Here is a 19,074-nt window from a genome sequence, read left to right on the forward strand (position 1 = left end):
GGCCTCAGCCCTTCGCGATCCGCAGCATCTCCTCGCGGGGCACGACCTTGATCCGCTCCCGGCCGGCGGCCTCGCCCAGGGCGACCTCGTGGGCGTCGAGGCGTTCCCAGCCGGACCAGGTCGTGACGGCGACCCCGCGCTCGGCGAGCTGGGCCACGATCGCGTCCGGGTCGCGGTCCACCGAGGGGGCGTGCTCGAGGTCGGCGAGCAGGCTGGCGACGGTCTCGGCGGCGTCCGACTTGGTGTGCCCGATCAGGCCGACCGGCCCACGCTTGATCCAGCCGGTGACGTAGGTGCCCGGCACGGCGGCGCCGTCGAGGTCGAGGACCCGGCCGGCGTCGTTGGGTACGACGCCCGCGGTCTGGTCGAACGGCAGGTCGACGAGCTCGCTGCCCAGGTAGCCGACCGCGCGGTAGACCGCCTGCACCGGGGTGTCGACGTACTCGCCGGTGCCCCGCACGGTGGCGTCGCCCTGCAGCTCCATCCGTTCGGTGCGGATGCCCTCGACGCGGTCGGTGCCCAGCACCTCGACCGGTGCCTGGCAGAGATGGATGTGGATGCGGCGCGAGGCCCCGGTCGGCTCGGCCTCGACGTACTTGAGCAGGGTGTCCACGACGAGGCGGGTGCTCTTGTTGCCGCTGATCGCGGCCTGGCTGGCCTCGTCGATCTCGAAGCCCTCGGGGTGCACGATCACGTCGACCTCGGGGGAGTGCGAGAGCTCGCGCAGCTCCATCGGCGTGAACCGGACCTGTGCCGGGCCGCGGCGTGCGAAGACGTGGACGTCGGTGACCTGGTTGAGCGACAGGCCCTGGAAGACGTTGTCCGCGATCTCGGTGACGAGCTGCTCCTCGGCCGGCTTGGCGAGCATCCGGGCGACATCGAGCGCGACGTTGCCGGCGCCGATGACCGCGATCTCGCGGGCGTCCAGCGGCCAGGACTCGGTGGCGTCGGGGTGTCCGGCGTACCAGGAGACGAAGTCGGCGGCGCCGTGGCTGCCCGGCAGGTCGATGCCTGGGACGTCGAGCGGCCGGTCCGTCGCCGCACCGGTGGAGAAGACCACGGCGTCGTAGTGGTCCTGGAGGTCGGCGAGCTTGAGGTCGGTGCCGTACTCGACGTTGCCCAGGAACCGGATCCGGTCCCGGCTCAGCACCCGGCGCAGCGCCTTGATGATCTCCTTGATCCGGGGATGGTCCGGCGCGACGCCGTACCGCACCAGTCCGTACGGCGCAGGCAGGCGCTCGAGCACGTCGACCCTGACCTCGGGGTGCTCCTGCGTCAGGATGTCGGCGGCGTAGATGCCGGCGGGGCCGGCGCCGACCACGGCGACGCGGATGGTGCTCATGGGGACTGTCCTTCGGTGAGGGTCGATGGGGCGTGTACCACGAGCGTGCGTCATCACGGGGGGTCGCCGTAGACCCTCCGTCCCTGTGGGGACACAGGCTCAGCCTGTGACTGGAGGATGCCGTAGCGTTGTCGCTCGTCCGAGGGAGGGTGCCGTGTCCGACGGTTGGGAGTTCGCCGACACCTGGGTGCTGGCCGCCATCGGCGTCTACCAGCGACCGTGCACGATGGTCGAGGTGATCGGTGCAGCGGACTGGATCAACCACGCCGTGCTCCTCGAGGACGAGGTCGCGTCAGCGCTCGGCAAGCTGACCGGCGCTGGCCTGGTCCGGATCTACGAGGAGTGGACCTTCGAGCTGACCGACGAGGGCACGAGCCTCTGGTCGGAAGGCGCCGGGGACCTCCAGGGTCAGCTCCAGCTGATCGAGGCGCAGCTGTCGGCGTTCGAGCCGGGGAGGGCGGCCGTGAAGCTGCCCCGCGGTGTCATGGACCAGGCGCTCGCGGACTACCGACACGGCTCGTGATCGGGTGACCCGAGCCCACCCCGCAGGGTGGGATAGAAGGTGACCGCACGGGCTACCGCACTGGTGCCGGCTCGGTCGGGTGACTCCTTGACACTCCGCATCCGCGCGCCGGAAGTGCGGTTTGCCGCGCGGATGACGCCCTCGCCGACGGCGGGGGCGTCGTCTGCCGAACTGGCCGGGAATGCCGTCGTCGCCGATCGGGCACCCCTGGGTGGAACTCCAGAGGAGGACACGCATGACGGACGAAGCACAGGACAGGCCGGCGCCGATCCGGGTGGCGCTCTCGAACGACTACGAGATCGCGCTCCTCGGCTTGGCGCAGATGCTGGCGCGTCACCCAGACCAGGTCCAGGTCGTCGACCTGACGACGCTGACGACGATGCCGCGCGAGGCGGACGTGATCCTGTTCGACACCTTCGGTCGGCTCCCCGACGGTGACCAGAAGCTTCGCAAGGTCGTCGCCGAGAACACCGGCAAGGTCGTGGTCTACAGCTGGGAGGAGTATCCCGAGGAGGCGGCGCTTCAGCACGGCGCCGTCGGCTACCTGCACAAGGGACTCAACGCCGCGCAGCTCGTGGCCGCGATCGTCGCGCTCCACGACGGGAATCCGCCCCGTGACGCGGACGGCGACGACGATCCGGTCCTGACCTGGCCCGGTCAGGCACTCGGACTCTCGCAGCGGGAGTCCGAGATGCTGAGCTTCATCACGCGTGGCCTCACGAACGAGGAGATCGCCCGCCGGTCGTACCTCAGCATCAACACCGTGAAGACCTACATTCGGACCGCCTACCGCAAGATCCACGTCAGCAGCCGGTCGCAGGCGGTGGCCTGGGGATACCGGAACGGGTTCGACTCGACGGACGACACCGGCGTCTGAGACGAGGGCGTACGACGAGGGTCAGGCCGCGGACTCGCCCAGGACCTCGATGCGGGTGCGTGCCCACGAGGATGCGCGCTGACGGTCACTGGTCGCGACGGTGCTGGCTGAGCGCAGCTCCTGCTCGGCGCGGGCGCGCCAGGCGGCGCCATGGGCGCCGTGGAGGCACAGGCGGAAGTCGTCGAGCCAGCCGGCGACCCAGGCCTCGGTGTCGACGGGAGTAGTCATGTCCAACTGATCGGCCGGGACGTGCCGAGTCTTAGCGTTCGCTCACCGCGCGTTCTTCGCCCGCCGTGAGCGCACGTGCTCGACGGCCTGCTTGATGCGGCGCTGGTTCTCGGGCTTGCGGGACTCGTCGTACAGCTTCTTGGCGATGCCGATCGTGGCCGCGGCGCGGAAGAGCTTCATGTACGGGCGGTACCCACTCGGCGGTCAACGCAACGCGTCGATCAGCGGACGCGGGTCGGGGGCGTGCTCGGTGGCCTGCAGGATCACCGAGTCGGCTCCGGCCTCCGCGAGCTCGGCCACCCAGTCCGCGACTGCGGCGACATCGGTGATCTCGGTGTAGACCGCGACCTTCCGGTCCGGGCCGACCAGCTCCCGCGCCCGTCGTACGACGGCGGGGTCGACGACCGTGTCGAGCAGTACGCCGTCGGAGACCTCGCCCGCCAGTGCGATCGACTTCGGCCCGCGGGCGCCGACGAGCAGGGTCGGTGGGGTCGCCGGTGGCCAGTCGAGTGCCACCCGGTCGAGGTGGACGTAGCGGCCGGAGACGTCGACCGTCTCGCCGGCCAGCAGGGCGCGTACGGCGACGGTGTGCTCGCGCAGCAGCGTCACGGGCGAGTCGACCGCGGCACCCACCTGGGCCATCCAGTCCTGTACGCCGTGGCCGAGCACCATCGTGAGCCGGTCGGGGAAGACCCGGGCGAGTGTCGCGATCTCCATCGCGGCGAGCGCCGGGTTGCGCAGCGGCACCGGCAGCAGGCCGACGCCGACGCGCAGCCGCTCGGACCAGGCGAGTGCCAGAGCCGCCGTGGTCGGTCCGCCCTCGAGGAAGCAGTCCTCCCACAGCCAGAGCTCGGCGAGGCCGCCCGCCTCGGCGTACTCGACCACGGAGCGGAGCTCCTCGGGCGGGGACTGGGGCCGGAAGACGACACCGAGGGTGGTCACGACGCGACGATGTCGGGGTTGACGCCGTCCTCGCGCAAGGCGGCACGAGCGCGGTTCTCCGCCCGTCGGTCCACGAACTTCGTGGCTTGGGAGTCGAGCGCCTCGAGGAACGTCGCGAGCTCGGTCCGTGCTTGCTCGCCCTCCGGCCCGAGGTCGGTCCGGTCGAACACGTCCCAGTGCCGCAGCACCGGCATGATCACGTCGTCGTGGTGGAGGCGTAGGTCGTAGATGCCGGCCTTCGCGATCATCATCGAGCTGCGCCGGAAGCCCGCCATCGTGGCGCCCGGCATCTCGAAGCCGATGACCTCCTTGGCGATCGCCTGCATGGTCGCGTCGGGCGCGATCTCGAGCGCCGCCGCGACGATGTTGCGGTAGAAGACCATGTGCAGGTTCTCGTCCTTGGAGATCCGGGCGAGCATCCGGTCGGCGATCGGATCGCCGGTGACCTTGCCGGTGTTGCGGTGCGAGACGCGGGTCGCGAGCTCCTGGAAGGACACATAGGTCACCGCCTCGAGCGCAGTCTTGTCGCCGGAGTCGTAGCCGGAGGTCATGTAGTCCATCCGGGCCCGCTCGAGCTCGACCGGGTCGACGCCGCGGGTCACGACGAGGTAGTCGCGCATGGCGATGCCGTGCCGGTTCTCCTCCGCCGTCCAGCGCCCGACCCAGGTGCCCCACGCACCGTCGCGGCCGAAGCGGGTCGCGATCTCGCGGTGGTACGACGGCAGGTTGTCCTCCGTCAGCAGGTTGGTGAACATCGCGGCCTTGGCGGTCTCCGAGAGCTGGGACTGCTCGGGCGCCCAGTCCTCGCCGCCGAGGAACGCGAAGTCGCGTCCCTGGCTCCACGGGATGTAGTCGTGGGGATGCCACTCTTGGGCGATCGCCAGGTGGCGGTCGAGGTTCTCGGCGACGACGGGCTCAAGGGCTTCGAGCAGGTGCTCAGGTGTGCTCACCTCACCATCGAACCACTTCTACAATGGCGACACCATGAAGACGAAGCTCCGCCCGGGTGTCCGTGCCCTCGATCGGTTCATGAAGTCGACCCCGGGGATGTCCGTTGCCCGGATGACCAACGAGCAGCTGCTGAGGGCCCAGACCACCGTGATCCCGGAGCGCGGGCCCGCGTCGCTCTTCCTCGGCAGGCTGCAGAAGGAGGTCGACGTACGGACGACCACCTTCACGGCTCGCCACGGCGAGCTGTCGCTGCGGATCTACACGCCGCAGAGCTGGGCTCGCGCGGCCCGGCCGGTCGTGCTCAACATCCACGGCGGTGGCTTCGTGCTCGGCAGCGCCCGTCAGTGCGACTGGAGCTGCAGCCTCGTCGCCAAGGAGCTGGATGCGATCGTCGTGTCCGTCGACTACCGGCTGGCGCCGACGCACCGCTACCCCGCCGCCCTCCTCGACTGCTTCGATGCCCTCCTCTGGGTGGCCGAGCACGCTCCCGACCTCGGCGGTGACCCGGGCCGGATCGGGCTGATGGGAGACAGCGCCGGCGGCAATCTGGCCGCGGTCGTCGCGATCGCGGCCCGCGACGAGGCCGGGCCGGCGATCGGCCACCAGGCGTTGATCTACCCCGTCACGGACATGACCGAGGCGTTGATGCAAGACGCGTCGTACGTCGACAACACCGACCGCGGCATCGTGCTGTCGAACGACGACATGGAGGTCTTCCACGCGTTCTACGTCAACGAGCACGACGACCCCACCGACTACCGCCTGTCGCCGATCCTGACGCCGGACCTCTCCGGGCTGCCGCCCGCGGTGGTCGTGGTCGCCGGCCTCGACCCGCTCCACGACAGCGGCGTGCGCTATGCGCAGGCGCTGGCCGATGCCGGCAACGAGGTCACCGTCGAGGACTTCCACGTGATGCCGCACGGGTTCCTGAGCTTCCCCTACTTCAGCGTCAGCGCCCGCCCCGCGATGGATGCGATCGTCGCGTCGCAGCGGGCCGCGCTCTACTGACTCAAGACGCTGGGTCCGAGCGACCCGGTGATCGAGCAGGGAGGACCGCAGCCCACCCGTCTGCCTGGGGTTGCCGGGGTTTCGAGGCTCGGCGCTGGCGCGCCTCGCACCTCAACCACCGGGTTGCTCGGCGTCCCCGCCCTCGCACCTCAACCACCGGGTTGCTCGGCGTCCCCGCCCTCGCACCTCAACCACCGTGTCGCCCGCCGCATCGGCCGCCCGCGGACGGTGTACGTCGTGCGGAGTCGGCGGGTCTGAGTGGAGGTGGACATGGCGGAGCCCTTCCCGAGAGGTGTGCTCAGTGGTGTGCCCGCCCGGCGTCCCGAAGGAGACCGTGCTCACCCCTGTGCCTTCCGCTGACCAGAAGTGGTGACCGATGGGTAACCTGCGTCACAAGTGCGCGTGACGGCATGGAAAGATCGCACCCGTGAGCACGAGTGCGGAGACCAGTGACGTCATCGTGGTGGGCGCCGGCCTGGCGGGTCTGGCGGCCGCGGCCGAGGTGGCCGACGCCGGCAAGAGCGTCCTGCTGCTGGACCAGGAGCCCGAGCAGTCCCTTGGTGGACAGGCGTTCTGGAGCCTCGGTGGGCTGTTCTTCGTCGACAGCCCCGAGCAGCGGCGAATGGGCATCAAGGACTCCCGTGAGCTCGCGATGCAGGACTGGCTCGGCAGTGCCCAGTTCGACCGCGAGGAGGACCGCTGGCCGCGCCGCTGGGCCGAGGCGTACGTCGACTTCGCGGCCGGCGAGAAGCGCGCCTGGCTACGCGAGATGGGGCACCGGACCTTCCCGATCGTCGGCTGGGCCGAGCGCGGCGACGGTCGCGCGGACGGCCACGGCAACTCGGTCCCGCGCTTCCACATCACCTGGGGGACCGGTCCTGGCGTAGTCGAGCCCTTCGAGCGTCGGGTGCGCGAGCACGCGGCGACCGGCCGGCTCCGGTTCGGATTCCGGCACCAGGTCGACGAGCTGGTGGTCGAGGACGGCGCCGTCGTCGGCGTACGCGGTACCCTGCTCGAGCCCAGCGCGATCGAGCGCGGCCGGGCCAGCAGTCGCATCGCCGCGGGCGAGTTCGAGCTCCGGTCGCAGGCGGTGATCGTCACCAGCGGCGGCATCGGCGGCAACCACGACCTGGTCCGCAAGACCTGGCCGAAGCGGCTCGGCACGCCCCCGAAGACGATGGTCGCCGGCGTCCCCGCCCACGTGGACGGGCGGATGCTCGGCATCACCGAGTCGGCCGGCGCCCGGGTCATCAACCCGGACCGGATGTGGCACTACGTCGAGGGCATCCGCAACTGGGACCCGATCTGGGACAACCACGGCATCCGGATCCTGCCGGGGCCGTCGTCGCTGTGGCTCGACGCGACCGGCAAGCGCCTGCCCGCGCCGTACTTCCCGGGCTTCGACACCCTCGGCACGCTGACCCACCTGCGCACGACCGGCTACGACTACTCGTGGTTCGTGCTGACGCAGAAGATCATCGAGAAGGAGTTCGCGCTCTCGGGCTCGGAGCAGAACCCCGACCTCACCGGCAAGGACCTCAAGCTCCTGCTGTCGCGGATCAAGAAGGGCGCGCCGAGGCCGATCGAGGCGTTCAAGCAGCACGGCGAGGACTTCGTCGTGGCCGACAACCTCGCCGATCTGGTGCGGGGCATGAACGAGGTCGGCGACAAGGCACTGATCGTAGAGGCCGAGCTGCGTGAGCTGATCGAGGGCCGCGACCGCGAGATCGACAACACCTTCACCAAGGACGCGCAGGTCACCGCGATCCGCGGCGCCCGCACCTACCGCGGCGACAAGCTGATCCGGGTCGCCACGCCGCACAAGCTGCTCGACCCCAAGGCCGGCCCGCTGATCGCCGTACGCCTCAACATCTTGACCCGCAAGACCCTCGGCGGCCTGGAGACCGACCTCGACGGGCGCTGCCTGACCTCGGACGGCACACCGCTGCCGGGGCTGTACGCCGCGGGTGAGGTCAACGGCTTCGGCGGCGGCGGGATGATGGGCTACAACGCGCTCGAGGGCACGTTCCTCGGCGGCTGCCTCTTCTCGGGTCGTACGGCGGGCCGGGCGGCCGCCCGCGCGGTCTAGGCAGTGACCTCGCTGCGCCGTCGGCTGCGCGCTCCGATCGCGCCCACGGTGGGCGCCGTACTCCTCTTCTGGGCGTCACTGACGCCTTCCCTGCTGCCGCTCGGCCCGGTCTTCCAAGGTGTCGTGTCGGCGGTCTGCGCCCTGCTCGGGTACGCCGTCGGCGCGCTGCTCGGCTGGATGCTGCGCAGCAGCGGCGTGGTCCTCGCCGGGCCCCGTCGCCGTCAGACCTGGCGGGTGGTCGGGGTCGTCGGCGGAGTCGGCACGCTGGTGGCGCTGTGGCTCGGCCACCGCTGGGACGACCAGGTCCGCGACCTGGTGGGCGTCGACCGCGACTCGATCGGAGCGGACCTGCTCCAGCTCGTGGTCACCGCGCTGGTGTTCGTGCTCCTGCTGGCGCTCAGCCGGGGTCTCAAGTCGGCCGGCCGGTGGGTCGGTCGCCAGGTCGGGCGCGTGCTGCCGGACCGGGTCGCGCTGGTGGTGGGCGCGATCGTCGTCGCCTGGATCGCGTGGGGGCTCGTGACCGGCGTGATCGGCGGCCGCGTCGTGGGTGCCCTGGACGCGACCTTCCAGGCCATCGACGACGAGTTCCGCACGGACACCCCCGCGCCGACCAGCCCCTACGTCTCGGCCGGACCGCGGTCCGGTGAGAGCTGGGACGACCTCGGGCGGCAGGGGCGGGTCTTCATCGCCAGCGCGCCGACCGCCGACGACATAGCCGACTTCACCGGTGGTGAGGCGCAACAGCCCGTCCGCGCGTACGTCGGCGCCTCCGGAGACGTGGACCTCGCCGAGGAGGCGCAGCGCGCGGTCGACGAGCTCGAGCGCACCGGAGGTTTCGACCGGGCGGTGCTCAACGTCGTGACCGGCACCGGTCGTGGCTGGGTCAACGAGAACCAGGCACGTGCCCTCGAGTACATGTGGGCAGGCGACACCGCCACCGTCTCGATGCAGTACTCCTACCTGCCGAGCTGGATGTCCTTCCTCGCCGATGGCGAGCGGGCACAGGAGGCCGGGCGGCTGCTGTTCGACGCCGTCTACGCCCACTGGGTCGAGCTCCCGGCGGACCAGCGACCGCTGGTCGTCGTGAGCGGCGAGAGCCTCGGCTCGTTCGGCGGAGAGGCCGCGTTCAGTGGCGCCCAGGACCTGGCGACGCGGACGGACGGCGCGCTCTTCGTGGGGCCGACCGCCAACAACCGGCTGTGGAGCCGGTTCACGTCCGAGCGCGAGGCGGGCACCCCCGAGGTGCTGCCGGTGTACGGCGACGGGCAGACCGTCCGCTTCGCCGATCGGCCGTCCGACTGGGACGCACCGGGGGAGTGGACGGGGACGCGCATCGGCTACCTGCAGCACGCCAACGACCCGATCACCTGGTGGGACTTCTCGCTGGCGCTGCAGAAGCCGGACTGGCTGTCGGAGCCGCGTGGGCGTGACGTGTCGCCGCGCGTCCACTGGATCCCGGTGGTGACGATGCTCCAGCTGGCCGCCGACCAGATGGTGGCCAACGACGTACCGGCCGGGCAGGGACACCAGTTCGGGCAGGAGCCGGTGCGAGCCTGGGCGGAGATCCTGCCGCCGGACGGGTGGACCGACGCCGACTCCGAGCGCCTCGCCGTACGGATCGGAGAGCTGGAGCCCGACGTCATCGGGTGATCGGGCCTGGGTGCGTACTGTCGACCCGTGTCGGCCATCCTCCAGCGCTTCATCCGCGTGGCGGGGATGTTCGCGGCGTACGCCGTCGTCGCGGCGGTCGTCGCCGCCCCGATCGCTGCCGAGCGTGCGGTCGAGGCCGTTCGTTTCGACGATCGGCTCGGCACCCTGCCGGTCACGGTGCGCCTGTCGCACAACGGCGTCTCGACGCTCGACACCGGTGTCCTCGGCCGCCTCTACTGGGCCCAGACCGGCACCGGCGGCTTCGGTGCCTCGCTGCGTGCCACGGGCCCTCCCATGGCAGCGGGCACGCTCGCGTCGTACGCCAGTCCGTCCTTCGTCCGGGCCAACGCTCAGTTCGTGAACGACCCGGAGCAGCTGGCCCGCATCTACGGCGCCGAGCTCGGGTCGCAGCTCAGGGAGAGGTTCCTGTGGTTCGAGCTCGGGGCGGCGGTGGCTGGTGGGCTTGCCCTCGTGGTGGTCTTCCGGGGCAGGGCGCCGTTTCCCGCGAGGATGCCGCGCCGCCGCAAGATCGTCCTCGGTGTGGTCACCGGCGCCGTGTGCCTCGGCGTCTCGGTCGTGATCGCTGTCGTCAGCTTCGACGGGTGGGAGGGTAGCGACCCGATCGTGGACGCCTACGCGATGCCCGGTGTCGACGAGCTCAGCTTCAGCGACCCCCAGACCCTGGAGATCGCACGTCAGGTCCAGCCGTTCATCGAGAAGAACACCAAGCGGATCCGCGAGCGCGCCGCGCGGTACGAGGCCGCCGCTGCGGCCTCACTCGAGACCCAGATCCCTGCGCACGCAGCAGACCTGCGCCCACGGGCCGGCGAGACGGTGGTCATCGCCGAGGCGGACCCGCAAGGCAGCGAGGTCGGCACCGCGGCCCGCGCACACCTCTACCCGCTGCTCCAGGAGTACCTCGGCGAGGAGTCGTTCACCATGCGCACCATCTCGGGCGACGTCACCTCGAACGGCACCGTCGCCGAGGACGGCTTCGTCAGGAGCGAGGCGGAGGCGGGTCCCGGCATCGCGGTGGTGGCGGTCAAGGGCGACCACGACACCGACACCACCGTCGAGCAGATGCTCGACCACGGCATGCTCAACCCCGACCTCGAGACCACCGGAGTGGGCGACCTGCGTGCGGTCGCCGGCAACGACCCGGGATTCAAGGCGCTCTTCGGCGGCCTCGTCATCAACGAGACCGGGGTCAGTGCAACCGATGTCGGGCAGGAGCTGCGCGAGGAGGTCGACCCAGGCGAGCCACTCGTCGTGGTCCTCCACCAGCCCTCTACTGCCGCCGGCTATCTCGGGGTCGACAGTCTCGGCGACCTCGACGCCAGCTACGGCCACGAAACGGTGCCGTGGGACGACGGCATCCCCGACCTCCCGCCCGGCACCGTCAACATCGGGCACTACCACGACGAGTCACCGCCTCGGGTCATCTGGAACACCGACGGGGACGAGGTCACGTGGACGGTCGTCAACCAGCTCGGCACCTCCGGAGGCGTCGAGGAGAGCCCGACGTTCAACCGCTTCTCGACGCCGTTCTCAGTGCCCCTGAAGACGGTGAGCGTGCAGCTCCAGTACGTCGACGTCGACTCGGGCCTCCAGACCGGCTACGCCGACATCGGCATCGCCACCGATGGTGCGGTCACGGTCGCCGACCGGGTGGACGTGGGGCTGCCCCTCGGGGAACGCTCGGCTCAGTGAGCGCCGGCGAGGTTGAGCCCGACCACGCCAGCGACGATCATCGCCAGCGACAGGGCCTTGACCCAGTTGAACGACTCGCCGAGGAAGACCAGGCCGACGACGGCGACCAGCGCCGTGCCGGCACCTGCCCAGATCGCGTAGGCCACCGACACCGGCATGCTCTTGACCACGACGGTGAGGAGCCAGATCGCGACGCCGTACCCGACGAGCACGACCGCGGTCCAGATCGGGTTGGTGAACCCCTCGGCCTTCGGCAGCAAGGCGCTCGCCGCGACCTCCACCCCGATCGCCAGGGCCAGCAGCACCGCGGTCAACATGTCCATCTCCTCGTCGTGTAGCAGTCGCTACGTTTGGCTCCAAATGTAGCACTCGCTACGCTGAACTGGTGGATCGCCGTGAGGAGCTGCTGGATGAGGTCACCGACCACGTCCTCGAGCACGGCCTGATCGGGCTGACTCTCCGACCCGTGGCCGCCGCCATCGGCACCAGCGACCGGATGCTGATCTACCACTTCGGCAGTCGTGACGGCCTGGTGTCGGCCGTCGTCGCGCACGCAGGTGCGCGCAGTGTCCTCGCCGTCGACGCGCTGCCGGCGGCACGTTCAGTGCGTGCAGGGGTCAACGCCTTGTGGGTGGCGTACCAGACCGAGCCACTCAACAGCTGTCTCGACGTCTACTGCCAGGCCGCCGCCACCGGGCTGATCGGCGAGGAGCCCTACCTCTCCGACGCACGCGCCAGCAACGAGAAGTGGGCGGTCAGCCTGCGCGACTACCTGGTGCGGTGCGGCGCCCCGCCGCGCAGGGTCCACCGGATCGTCACGCTCGTCGACTCTGCCCTCTACGGCTTCCACCTCGACCTGGCGACGGACCGGCCGGACGAGCTCGCCCGAGGGGTCGACGACCTGGCCGTAGCGGCTCAGCGCCTCGCGGACTGAACGCGGCGCAGCCCGGTTTGCTGGCACGAGGGTTTCGAGGCTCAGGCGCCAGGGCGCCTTCGCACCTCAACCACCGACCCCTCCGTTTGGTCGGGAGAAGCGGCCGGTTCAGGTTTTAACCGGCCTGAAACGTCTGTGCCAGGGCCTGAAACGCGGGCTCAGTAGCGTCCCGGCCACCCGAGACGTTCAACTGGAGGACTCCCACATGGCTGCAACACTGCGCGCCCGCCGCCTGGTTCGGCGCCGCCCCACGATCGCGACGACCGCCGTGTCGCTCGCTGCGGTCCTCGCCCTCACCCTGGCCGGCTGCGGCTCGGACAGCGAGGGTGGGTCGTCGTCGGCCGAAGACTCTGTCGACGCGTCGTACGGCGAGATCAGCATGCAGTACTCCTGGATCAAGAACGAGGAGTTCGCCGGCGAGTACTACGCCGACGAGAACGGCTACTACGACGAAGCAGGCTTCGACGCGGTCAACGGGATCTCGGGCCCCGACACCGGTGTGGCCAAGCTGCTCAGCGGCTCCGTGCAGGTGGCGCTCAGCGACGCGGCCTCGATCGGCGCCGCGATCGCCGAGCAGGACGCTCCGCTGAAGATCATCGGCGCGACCTTCCAGAAGAACCCCTTCACGATCCTGTCGCTCAAGGACGGTGCGGACATCACGACGCCGCAGGACCTGGTCGGCAAGAAGATCGGCGTCCAGGACTCCAACGCCAGTGTCTTCGCGGCGATCCTCAACGCCAACGGCATCGACCCGAAGGACGTCGAGGTCGTCCCGGTCGACTTCGACCCGACGCCGCTGATGAAGGGCGAGGTCGACGGCTTCATGGCCTACCTGACGAACGAGGCGATCACCGTCGAGACGTCCGGCTACGAGGTCACGAACCTGCCGTACGCCGAGAACGGCGTGCCGTACGTCGCCGAGACCTACTCGGTCACCGACGACTACCTCGCGGACAACAAGGACCTGCTGAAGGCGTTCCTGACGGCGGAGATCAAGGGTTGGACCGACGTGTTCAAGGAGCCGACCGACGACACCGTCAGCCTGATCACGAAGTACTACGACAAGGCGGCGTCCGAGAACGACGAGGGCCTCGAGGCCGTCTTCGGCGCGCTCGACCCGAAGAAGACCGGCCTGGGCCTGGAGGCCGAGAAGAAGCTCATCTCGACCCCGGACACCGAGGCCAACGGGCTCTTCACGATCACGCCGGAGCTCCAGGAGCAGACGGTCGCGTCGCTCGCTGCCGCCGGCTGGGACGTCTCGGTCGAGGACCTGTTCGACACCTCGATCATCGACGAGATCTACGCCGACAACCCGGAGCTCAAGGACTACCTCTCCTAACCGATGACCACTGAGAACATCACCCTGGATGCCGGTGCCCGTCGCGGCACCGGCATCCAGGTCACCGGGCTGGGCAAGACCTTCCGATCAGCTGGCAAGGTCCGCGGCGGCCGCAGCGTCACCGCCCTGCAGGACGCTCATCTGCACACCGACCAGGGGTCGTTCCTGGCGCTGCTCGGACCGTCGGGCTGCGGCAAGTCCACCATCCTGCGGATCCTCGCGGGACTGGAGGAGCCGTCCTCGGGGCAGGCGCTCGTCGACGGCAAGACCCCGTCGGAGCTGCGCAGGGGCAGCGAGCTCGGCATCGCCTTCCAGGATCACGCGCTGCTGCCGTGGCGCAGCGTGCTCAAGAACATCCAGCTCCCGTTCGAGGTCGCCGGCCGCAAGGCCGACAAGACCTACGTCCAGGAGCTGGTCGAGCTCGTCGGCCTGACCGGGTTCGAGGACGCCAAGCCGGCGCAGCTGTCCGGTGGCATGCGGCAGCGGGTCTCGATCGCGCGAGCGTTGGCGCTCAAGCCGTCGGTGCTGCTGCTCGACGAGCCGTTCGGCGCCCTCGACGACATGACCCGGCAGAACCTCAATCTCGAGCTGCTCCGGATCTGGACCGAGAAGCCGGCGACCACGTTGCTGGTCACCCACGGGATCAACGAGGCGATCTTCCTGTCCGACCAGGTCGCGGTGATGAGCCCGCGACCGGGGCGGATCAAGGAGATCATCGACATCGACCTGCCACGGCCTCGGACTCCTGACATGATGCGCAGCCCGGAGTTCCACGCCCTTGCGGACCGGGCGTCGGAGCTGCTGTTCGGGGCCGACGGTCGGGCGGCGGCCGAGTCATGAGTGCCGAGTCATGAGCGCCGAGTCATGAGTGCCGAGCCGTGACGAGTCGCCGTACCGTCCCGGGCTGGCTGGCCGGCATCATCGGGGCGCTCGTCCTGCTAGCGGCGTGGTGGGTCTTCTCGTTGGCGTTCGTGCCCGACGACGGCACCAGCTACACGCCGGTGCCGTCACCGTTCGCGGTCATCGGGCAGCTGTTCGAGGACGGACTGTCGGCGTACTGGCCGTCGTTCAAGGTCACCATCACCGAGGCGGCGTACGGCTTCGCGTGGGGCAACGGGCTCGCGTTGCTGCTCGCCGCGTTCGTGCTGGTGGCCCCGAAGCTGGAGCCGGTGATCATCCAGGTGGCGGTGGTCAGCTACTGCCTGCCGCTGGTCGCGGTCGGCGGCATCGCGATCGTCATCCTCGGCGGCGCGACCCAACCGGGCGACCCGTCGAAGACCGCGATCTTCCTCGCGGCGCTCGCGGTCTTCTTCACGACCGTCGTCGGTGCGCTTCTCGGGTTCAAGGCTGCCGACAAGGCGAGCCTCGACGTGGTGCGCGTCTTCGGCGGCGGCCGGATCACGCAGCTCCGCAAGGTACGCCTGGTGGCCGCGCTGCCGTCGATCCTCAACGCCCTGCAGATCGCCGTGCCGACCGCGTTCCTCGGCGCCGTGCTCGGTGAGTACATGGGCGCCACCGACCGCAGCGTCGGCATCCTTTTGATCCGACTGCAGGGCAACCTCGACTCCGAGCGGGTGTGGGTCGTGTTCCTGCTGAGCGCGCTGGTCGCGCTGCTGGGGTACGCCGCGCTCGGTCTGGTCTCCCGCCTGGTCACACCGTGGGTCTCCGGAAGGGCGCAGCCATGAGCCACGTCATGACAGCGACTCCGGCCGGCTTCCGCCGAGAGCGCACGAAGGACTTCGGGAAGTCGATCGGCCGCTCGGCACTCAACGCCGTCGTCACCCTCGGCATCGTGCTGGGGCTCTGGCAGGCCGTCGTCAGCTTCACCAGCGTGTCGCCGTACGTCGCCAAGGGGCCGGTCGACGTCTGGAACTACCTCTTCGTCACCGAGCCCGGCGCCAGGACCACCGCCGCGGAGCACCGCGAGCAGATGTGGGATCTCACCCAGCAGACGCTCCAGGACGCGGCGATCGGGTTCGTCGTCGGGATGACGCTGGCGATCCTCCTGGCAGTGCTGTTCACGCTGTCCAAGACTGTCGAGGCCGGCGTGATGCCGCTGGCGCTGCTGCTGCGCAGCGTCCCGCTCGTCTCGATCGCGCCGGTGATCATCCTGCTGACCGGCCGCGGCACCCAGGCCTCGGTCGCGGTGATCGGGAGCATCGTCGTCCTCTTCCCGGCGCTGGCGTCGGTGCTCTTCGGCCTCAGCCGGGCGAGCAAGGAGAGCCTCGACCTGGTCCGCGTGTACGGCGGCGGCAGCTACGCCGCTCTGCGCAAGGTCTCGATCCCGGGTGCGCTGCCGTCGATGTTCGCCGCGGCGCGCGTCTCCGTGCCGGGCGCCGTCACCGGCGCGCTGCTCGCCGAGTGGCTGTCGACCGGCAAGGGCATCGGTGGGATGATCCAGAAGTTCAACGCCTCCGCGCAGTTCGACGCCCTCTGGGCATCGGTCGCGATCATCACCGTCATCACGCTGGTGCTCTACAACCTCGTGCAGCTGGCCGAGAACGCCGTGCTGGCCCGGATGGGGATGAGTCAGACCTAGCGGGACGTCGTACGAATCGTGGCCTCCGACCCACGATTCGTATGACGTCCCGCGCACCTCACGAGCTCGTCAGGACCACCAGCCGCTCGGTCGCGCGGGTCATGGCGACGTACCGGTCGACGGCGCCCTCGATGCCGGTGCCGAATGAGTCCGGGTCGAGCAGCACGACGAGGTCGAACTCCAGGCCCTTCGACAGCTCCGGGGTCAACGAGCGCACCCGCGGCGTCGGCTCGTACGCCGCGTCGACGCTGATCACGCACGCGATCCCCTCGTCGTGCTCGGCGAGCCAGGCGTCGAGGATCGAGTCGAGCTCCGCTGTCGACCCGCGTACGACGGGGATGCCGCTGCTGCGGATCGACGTGGGGACGTTGGCGTCGGGGAGTGCGGCACGGATGACCGGCTCGGCCTCGGCCATGACCTCCGCAGGCGTCCGGTAGTTGATGCTGAGCGAGGCGAGGTGCACCTGGTCGAGGCCCGCGCGCCTGAGTCGCTCCTGCCAGGACTCCGTGAACCCGTGTCTCGCCTGGGCGCGGTCGCCGACGATCGTGAAGCTGCGCGACGGGCAGCGCAGCAGCAGCATCTGCCACTCAGCGTCGGTCAGCTCCTGCGCCTCGTCCACCACGATGTGCGCGAACGGACCGGCGAGCAGGTCCGGGTCGGTGGAGGGGAGGGCGTCCTGGTCCACGAGCGCTTCGCGGAGGCCGCCCTGGCTGAGCTGGGCCCACATGCCGTCCTCGTCCTCGAGCTGGAGGATGCTGTCGACGACCTGGTCCATCTGCGCGCGCTCGGCGGCGACCGCGGCGTCGCGCTGCCGCCTGGTCCGCGCGATCTCCGGGTCGCCCAGCCGTTGCCGCGCGGCGTCGAGCAGCGGCAGGTCGGAGACGGTCCAGGCCTGTGGGTCGTCGCGCTGCAGGGCTCGCACCTCGTCGGGGGTGAGCCATGGGGCGCACCTGCGCAGGTATGCCGGCACGTCCCACAGGTCGCCCACCAGGTCGGTCGGCTCGATCATCGGCCAGGCCTCGGTGAGGGTCTGGCGCAGGCCGGCGTTGCGGCCGAGCGACTGCCGGAGCAAGTCGGGGGAGACGTCCTCGCCGTCGTACTTCTCGACCAGGATCGTGAGCAGCTCCTCCCAGATCTGGTCGCGCGCCTCGTTGTGCGGGATGCCGGCCACCGACGCGAACGCGTCCACCCAGTCGCTGGTGCTCAGCCACAGGTCGACCCACGGGGTCTCGACCTCCATGCCCTGCGTCGGAGCCTCCTCGTACAGGCGTACGGCGGGCTCGATCGCCTTCACGATGTCTGCCGTCGCCTTCAGCCGGGCGACCTCCGGATCGGCCTCGAGCGGCGCCTTGGCTCCCTGGGGGACGAGCTCCCGGAGCGTGCAGGTCTGCACGCCCTCCTCACCGAGGCTGGGCAGCACGTCGCCGACGTACGCCAGGTAGGGCTGGTGTGGACCGACGAACAGCACGCCTCCACGGCGGTGGCCGAGCCGAGGGTCGGCGTACAGGAGGTACGCCGTGCGGTGCAGCGCGACCACGGTCTTGCCCGTGCCGGGGCCGCCGTCGACGACGAGGGTGCCGCGGGAGCTCGCCCGGATGATCGCGTCCTGGTCGGCCTGGATCGTGCCGAGGACGTCGCGCATCCGCGCCGACCTGGTGTTGCCGAGGCTGGCGATGAACGCGGACTGGTCGTCGAGCGCCGCCGCGTGGCCTTCGAGCCCGTCGGAGGTGAAGACCTCGTCCCAGTAGTCGCTGACCTGGCCGAGGGTCCAGCGGTAGCGGCGACGGCTGGCGAGCCCTATCGGGTTGGCGTGGGTCGCCCCGAAGAAGGGCTCGGCGGCAGGCGCGCGCCAGTCGAGCAGCAGCGGAGTCCCGGTGCTGTCGCTCAGGCCCAGGCGCCCGACGTACACAGGGTCGCCGCCGTCCGCAGGGACCATGTGTCCGAGACAGAGGTCCAGCCCGAAACGGCTCAGGGCTCGCCGACGAGCGGTCAGTCGGTGCACCTCCAGGTCGCGGTCCAGCGCCGCCTGGCCGTGCCCGCCGGGGGCCCTGCGGGTTTCGTCGAGGCGGCCGGAGAGGTCGGCGAGCGCCTGCTCGAGGCTCGCGGCGATGGCGGCGAAGTGCTGCTCGTCCTTGCTGATCAGGGCCGGGTCGGCCTTGGCGGAGAGGTTGTCGGGGAGGGCGAACGCGGCGGTCACGGGGTCGATGGTGAAGCATCACAGGGGTCTTGCGGCAAGCCCGGGTGTCCGCTATAAGTTGAGAGTGGAGAAGTCGACGGGCTTCTCCACTTCCACGTCCGCCGGTGTGGCGCAGGCTCTGCCGTCGCGCGCAGCCTGCCTAGACGTTGGTCGGGATGTGCATCACGGTCCCGCCGTCCATGACGAACTCGGACCCTGTGGTGAACGTCGACTCGTCGCTCGCGAGGAACACCACGAACGCCGCCACCTCCTCGGGCCGGCCGGGGCGCCCCAGCGGGATCGGGATCAGGTCCGCGGGCATCTGGTCGGTGGCCGGCGTGCTGATCCGGCCGGGGTGCAGGGACGGCTGGACCGGCGCGTCCGGCTGGTCTCGGCCGCGGGCGAGGACGGCCAGGTGCCGTCGGAGTACGTCCTGCGCTATCGGTCTGGCCTGTTCACGTTCCGGACGCGCCTCGGTCGTCGAGGCCGAGGCCGGTGCGCGCCTGGCGACCGACTGCTGGCGCGGCGACACGTTGGTTGCCAAGCAACGCGGCGAGCTCGCGCGCGCCGGAGACGGCAGCGTGCTCCGCTGGACCGTTGTGCAGTGGATCGGACCTCGCACTCGCCGATTCGCCGAAGCCTCGTGCGAGAAGCAGCTCAAGCTGTGGCTGGACGCCGTCGAACGAGAGTCTCTGCTGGTGTGAGCTCACCATAAGTCGTCGAGTGACGCGGATTGGCCCCGAACCGGCCCCGACGAGGGCCATTT

Annotated in this window: 19 protein-coding genes; 11 read left to right on the top strand and 8 right to left on the bottom strand. The window is 70.2% G+C overall.

What is annotated here, in order from left to right; translation table 11 throughout:
• Window positions 1-4 precede the first annotated feature (4 nt).
• On the bottom strand, window positions 5-1,342 hold the full coding sequence (locus ABEA33_RS08530) for an FAD-dependent oxidoreductase (protein WP_345526331.1): 1,338 nt from the start codon (window positions 1,340-1,342) through the stop codon (window positions 5-7).
• A 154-nt stretch (window positions 1,343-1,496) separates the two neighbouring features.
• Here ABEA33_RS08530 and ABEA33_RS08535 point away from each other — a divergent pair, with 154 nt between their 5' ends.
• Window positions 1,497-1,865 (top strand): hypothetical protein, encoded by a 369-nt coding sequence (locus ABEA33_RS08535; protein WP_345526332.1) that lies wholly within the window; start codon window positions 1,497-1,499, stop codon window positions 1,863-1,865.
• Window positions 1,866-2,100: 235 nt separating this feature from the next.
• Window positions 2,101-2,742 carry a response regulator transcription factor gene (locus ABEA33_RS08540; protein WP_345526333.1) on the top strand — a complete coding sequence of 214 codons (642 nt, stop codon included), beginning with the start codon at window positions 2,101-2,103 and terminating at the stop codon, window positions 2,740-2,742.
• 21 nt (window positions 2,743-2,763) lie between these two features.
• Here ABEA33_RS08540 and ABEA33_RS08545 read toward each other — a convergent pair whose 3' ends face one another.
• The 4 genes from ABEA33_RS08545 to ABEA33_RS08560 are packed head-to-tail and all read right to left on the bottom strand — an operon-like array spanning window position 2,764 to window position 4,862.
• Window positions 2,764-2,970 (bottom strand): hypothetical protein, encoded by a 207-nt coding sequence (locus ABEA33_RS08545; protein ID WP_345526334.1) that lies wholly within the window; start codon window positions 2,968-2,970, stop codon window positions 2,764-2,766.
• Between the two features lie 42 nt (window positions 2,971-3,012).
• Window positions 3,013-3,150: a hypothetical protein gene (locus ABEA33_RS08550; RefSeq protein WP_345526335.1), complete on the bottom strand. Its 138-nt coding sequence runs from the start codon at window positions 3,148-3,150 to the stop codon at window positions 3,013-3,015.
• A 24-nt stretch (window positions 3,151-3,174) separates the two neighbouring features.
• The gene (locus ABEA33_RS08555) at window positions 3,175-3,912 is read right to left on the bottom strand and encodes an LLM class flavin-dependent oxidoreductase (RefSeq protein ID WP_345526336.1); all 738 of its coding nucleotides are present in this window, start codon (window positions 3,910-3,912) and stop codon (window positions 3,175-3,177) included.
• Complete coding sequence (locus ABEA33_RS08560) at window positions 3,909-4,862, bottom strand: acyl-ACP desaturase (protein WP_345526337.1); 954 nt, start codon at window positions 4,860-4,862, stop codon at window positions 3,909-3,911. Before ABEA33_RS08560 ends, ABEA33_RS08555 begins: the two co-directional genes overlap by 4 nt.
• A gap of 34 nt (window positions 4,863-4,896) precedes the next feature.
• On the opposite strand from ABEA33_RS08560, the gene ABEA33_RS08565 reads away from it, so the two are divergent.
• The 4 genes from ABEA33_RS08565 to ABEA33_RS08580 all read left to right on the top strand — a co-directional run bounded on the left by ABEA33_RS08565 (window position 4,897) and on the right by ABEA33_RS08580 (window position 11,320).
• Window positions 4,897-5,871, top strand: coding sequence for an alpha/beta hydrolase (locus ABEA33_RS08565; RefSeq protein ID WP_345526338.1), 975 nt, complete (start codon window positions 4,897-4,899; stop codon window positions 5,869-5,871).
• A 427-nt stretch (window positions 5,872-6,298) separates the two neighbouring features.
• Window positions 6,299-7,960 carry an FAD-binding dehydrogenase gene (locus ABEA33_RS08570; RefSeq protein WP_345526339.1) on the top strand — a complete coding sequence of 554 codons (1,662 nt, stop codon included), beginning with the start codon at window positions 6,299-6,301 and terminating at the stop codon, window positions 7,958-7,960.
• 3 nt (window positions 7,961-7,963) lie between these two features.
• Complete coding sequence (locus ABEA33_RS08575; protein ID WP_345526340.1) at window positions 7,964-9,610, top strand: alpha/beta hydrolase; 1,647 nt, start codon at window positions 7,964-7,966, stop codon at window positions 9,608-9,610.
• Window positions 9,611-9,637: 27 nt separating this feature from the next.
• Window positions 9,638-11,320 (top strand): hypothetical protein, encoded by a 1,683-nt coding sequence (locus tag ABEA33_RS08580; RefSeq protein WP_345526341.1) that lies wholly within the window; start codon window positions 9,638-9,640, stop codon window positions 11,318-11,320.
• Here ABEA33_RS08580 and ABEA33_RS08585 read toward each other — a convergent pair.
• Window positions 11,314-11,637 (bottom strand): DMT family transporter, encoded by a 324-nt coding sequence (locus ABEA33_RS08585; protein ID WP_345526342.1) that lies wholly within the window; start codon window positions 11,635-11,637, stop codon window positions 11,314-11,316. The genes ABEA33_RS08580 and ABEA33_RS08585 overlap by 7 nt on opposite strands.
• A gap of 68 nt (window positions 11,638-11,705) precedes the next feature.
• Here ABEA33_RS08585 and ABEA33_RS08590 point away from each other — a divergent pair, with 68 nt between their 5' ends.
• The 5 genes from ABEA33_RS08590 (at window position 11,706) to ABEA33_RS08610 (ending at window position 16,132) form a co-directional block, all read left to right on the top strand.
• Window positions 11,706-12,254: a TetR family transcriptional regulator gene (locus tag ABEA33_RS08590; protein WP_345526343.1), complete on the top strand. Its 549-nt coding sequence runs from the start codon at window positions 11,706-11,708 to the stop codon at window positions 12,252-12,254.
• A 205-nt stretch (window positions 12,255-12,459) separates the two neighbouring features.
• A complete protein-coding gene (locus ABEA33_RS08595) occupies window positions 12,460-13,593 on the top strand; it encodes an ABC transporter substrate-binding protein (protein ID WP_345526344.1) in 1,134 nt (377 codons plus the stop codon).
• A gap of 3 nt (window positions 13,594-13,596) precedes the next feature.
• Window positions 13,597-14,433, top strand: coding sequence for an ABC transporter ATP-binding protein (locus ABEA33_RS08600; protein ID WP_345526345.1), 837 nt, complete (start codon window positions 13,597-13,599; stop codon window positions 14,431-14,433).
• Window positions 14,434-14,471: 38 nt separating this feature from the next.
• Window positions 14,472-15,278: an ABC transporter permease gene (locus tag ABEA33_RS08605; protein WP_345526346.1), complete on the top strand. Its 807-nt coding sequence runs from the start codon at window positions 14,472-14,474 to the stop codon at window positions 15,276-15,278.
• An 8-nt stretch (window positions 15,279-15,286) separates the two neighbouring features.
• Window positions 15,287-16,132 carry an ABC transporter permease gene (locus ABEA33_RS08610; protein WP_345526347.1) on the top strand — a complete coding sequence of 282 codons (846 nt, stop codon included), beginning with the start codon at window positions 15,287-15,289 and terminating at the stop codon, window positions 16,130-16,132.
• Window positions 16,133-16,190: 58 nt separating this feature from the next.
• Here ABEA33_RS08610 and helR read toward each other — a convergent pair whose 3' ends face one another.
• Together helR and ABEA33_RS08620 are read right to left on the bottom strand one after the other, a co-directional pair.
• Entirely contained in the window at window positions 16,191-18,329 is a 2,139-nt protein-coding gene (gene helR, locus ABEA33_RS08615) for an RNA polymerase recycling motor ATPase HelR (protein WP_425577374.1), read from the bottom strand.
• A gap of 139 nt (window positions 18,330-18,468) precedes the next feature.
• Entirely contained in the window at window positions 18,469-18,852 is a 384-nt protein-coding gene (locus ABEA33_RS08620) for an SDR family oxidoreductase (protein ID WP_345526348.1), read from the bottom strand.
• Window positions 18,853-19,074 lie beyond the last annotated feature (222 nt).

Source organism: Nocardioides endophyticus (genome assembly GCF_039543845.1).
GTDB lineage: Bacteria > Actinomycetota > Actinomycetes > Propionibacteriales > Nocardioidaceae > Nocardioides > Nocardioides endophyticus.

Bases quoted from the DNA above. Each gene is read 5' to 3' on its own strand.
- ABEA33_RS08545 (WP_345526334.1), bottom strand. From the start codon at position 2,970: ATGACTACTCCCGTCGACACCGAGGCCTGGGTCGCCGGCTGGCTCGAC.
- ABEA33_RS08550 (WP_345526335.1), bottom strand. From the start codon at position 3,150: ATGAAGCTCTTCCGCGCCGCGGCCACGATCGGCATCGCCAAGAAGCTG.
- ABEA33_RS08530 (WP_345526331.1), bottom strand. From the start codon at position 1,342: ATGAGCACCATCCGCGTCGCCGTGGTCGGCGCCGGCCCCGCCGGCATC.
- ABEA33_RS08585 (WP_345526342.1), bottom strand. From the start codon at position 11,637: ATGTTGACCGCGGTGCTGCTGGCCCTGGCGATCGGGGTGGAGGTCGCG.
- ABEA33_RS08600 (WP_345526345.1), top strand. From the start codon at position 13,597: ATGACCACTGAGAACATCACCCTGGATGCCGGTGCCCGTCGCGGCACC.
- ABEA33_RS08595 (WP_345526344.1), top strand. From the start codon at position 12,460: ATGGCTGCAACACTGCGCGCCCGCCGCCTGGTTCGGCGCCGCCCCACG.
- ABEA33_RS08565 (WP_345526338.1), top strand. From the start codon at position 4,897: ATGAAGACGAAGCTCCGCCCGGGTGTCCGTGCCCTCGATCGGTTCATG.
- ABEA33_RS08610 (WP_345526347.1), top strand. From the start codon at position 15,287: ATGACAGCGACTCCGGCCGGCTTCCGCCGAGAGCGCACGAAGGACTTC.
- ABEA33_RS08540 (WP_345526333.1), top strand. From the start codon at position 2,101: ATGACGGACGAAGCACAGGACAGGCCGGCGCCGATCCGGGTGGCGCTC.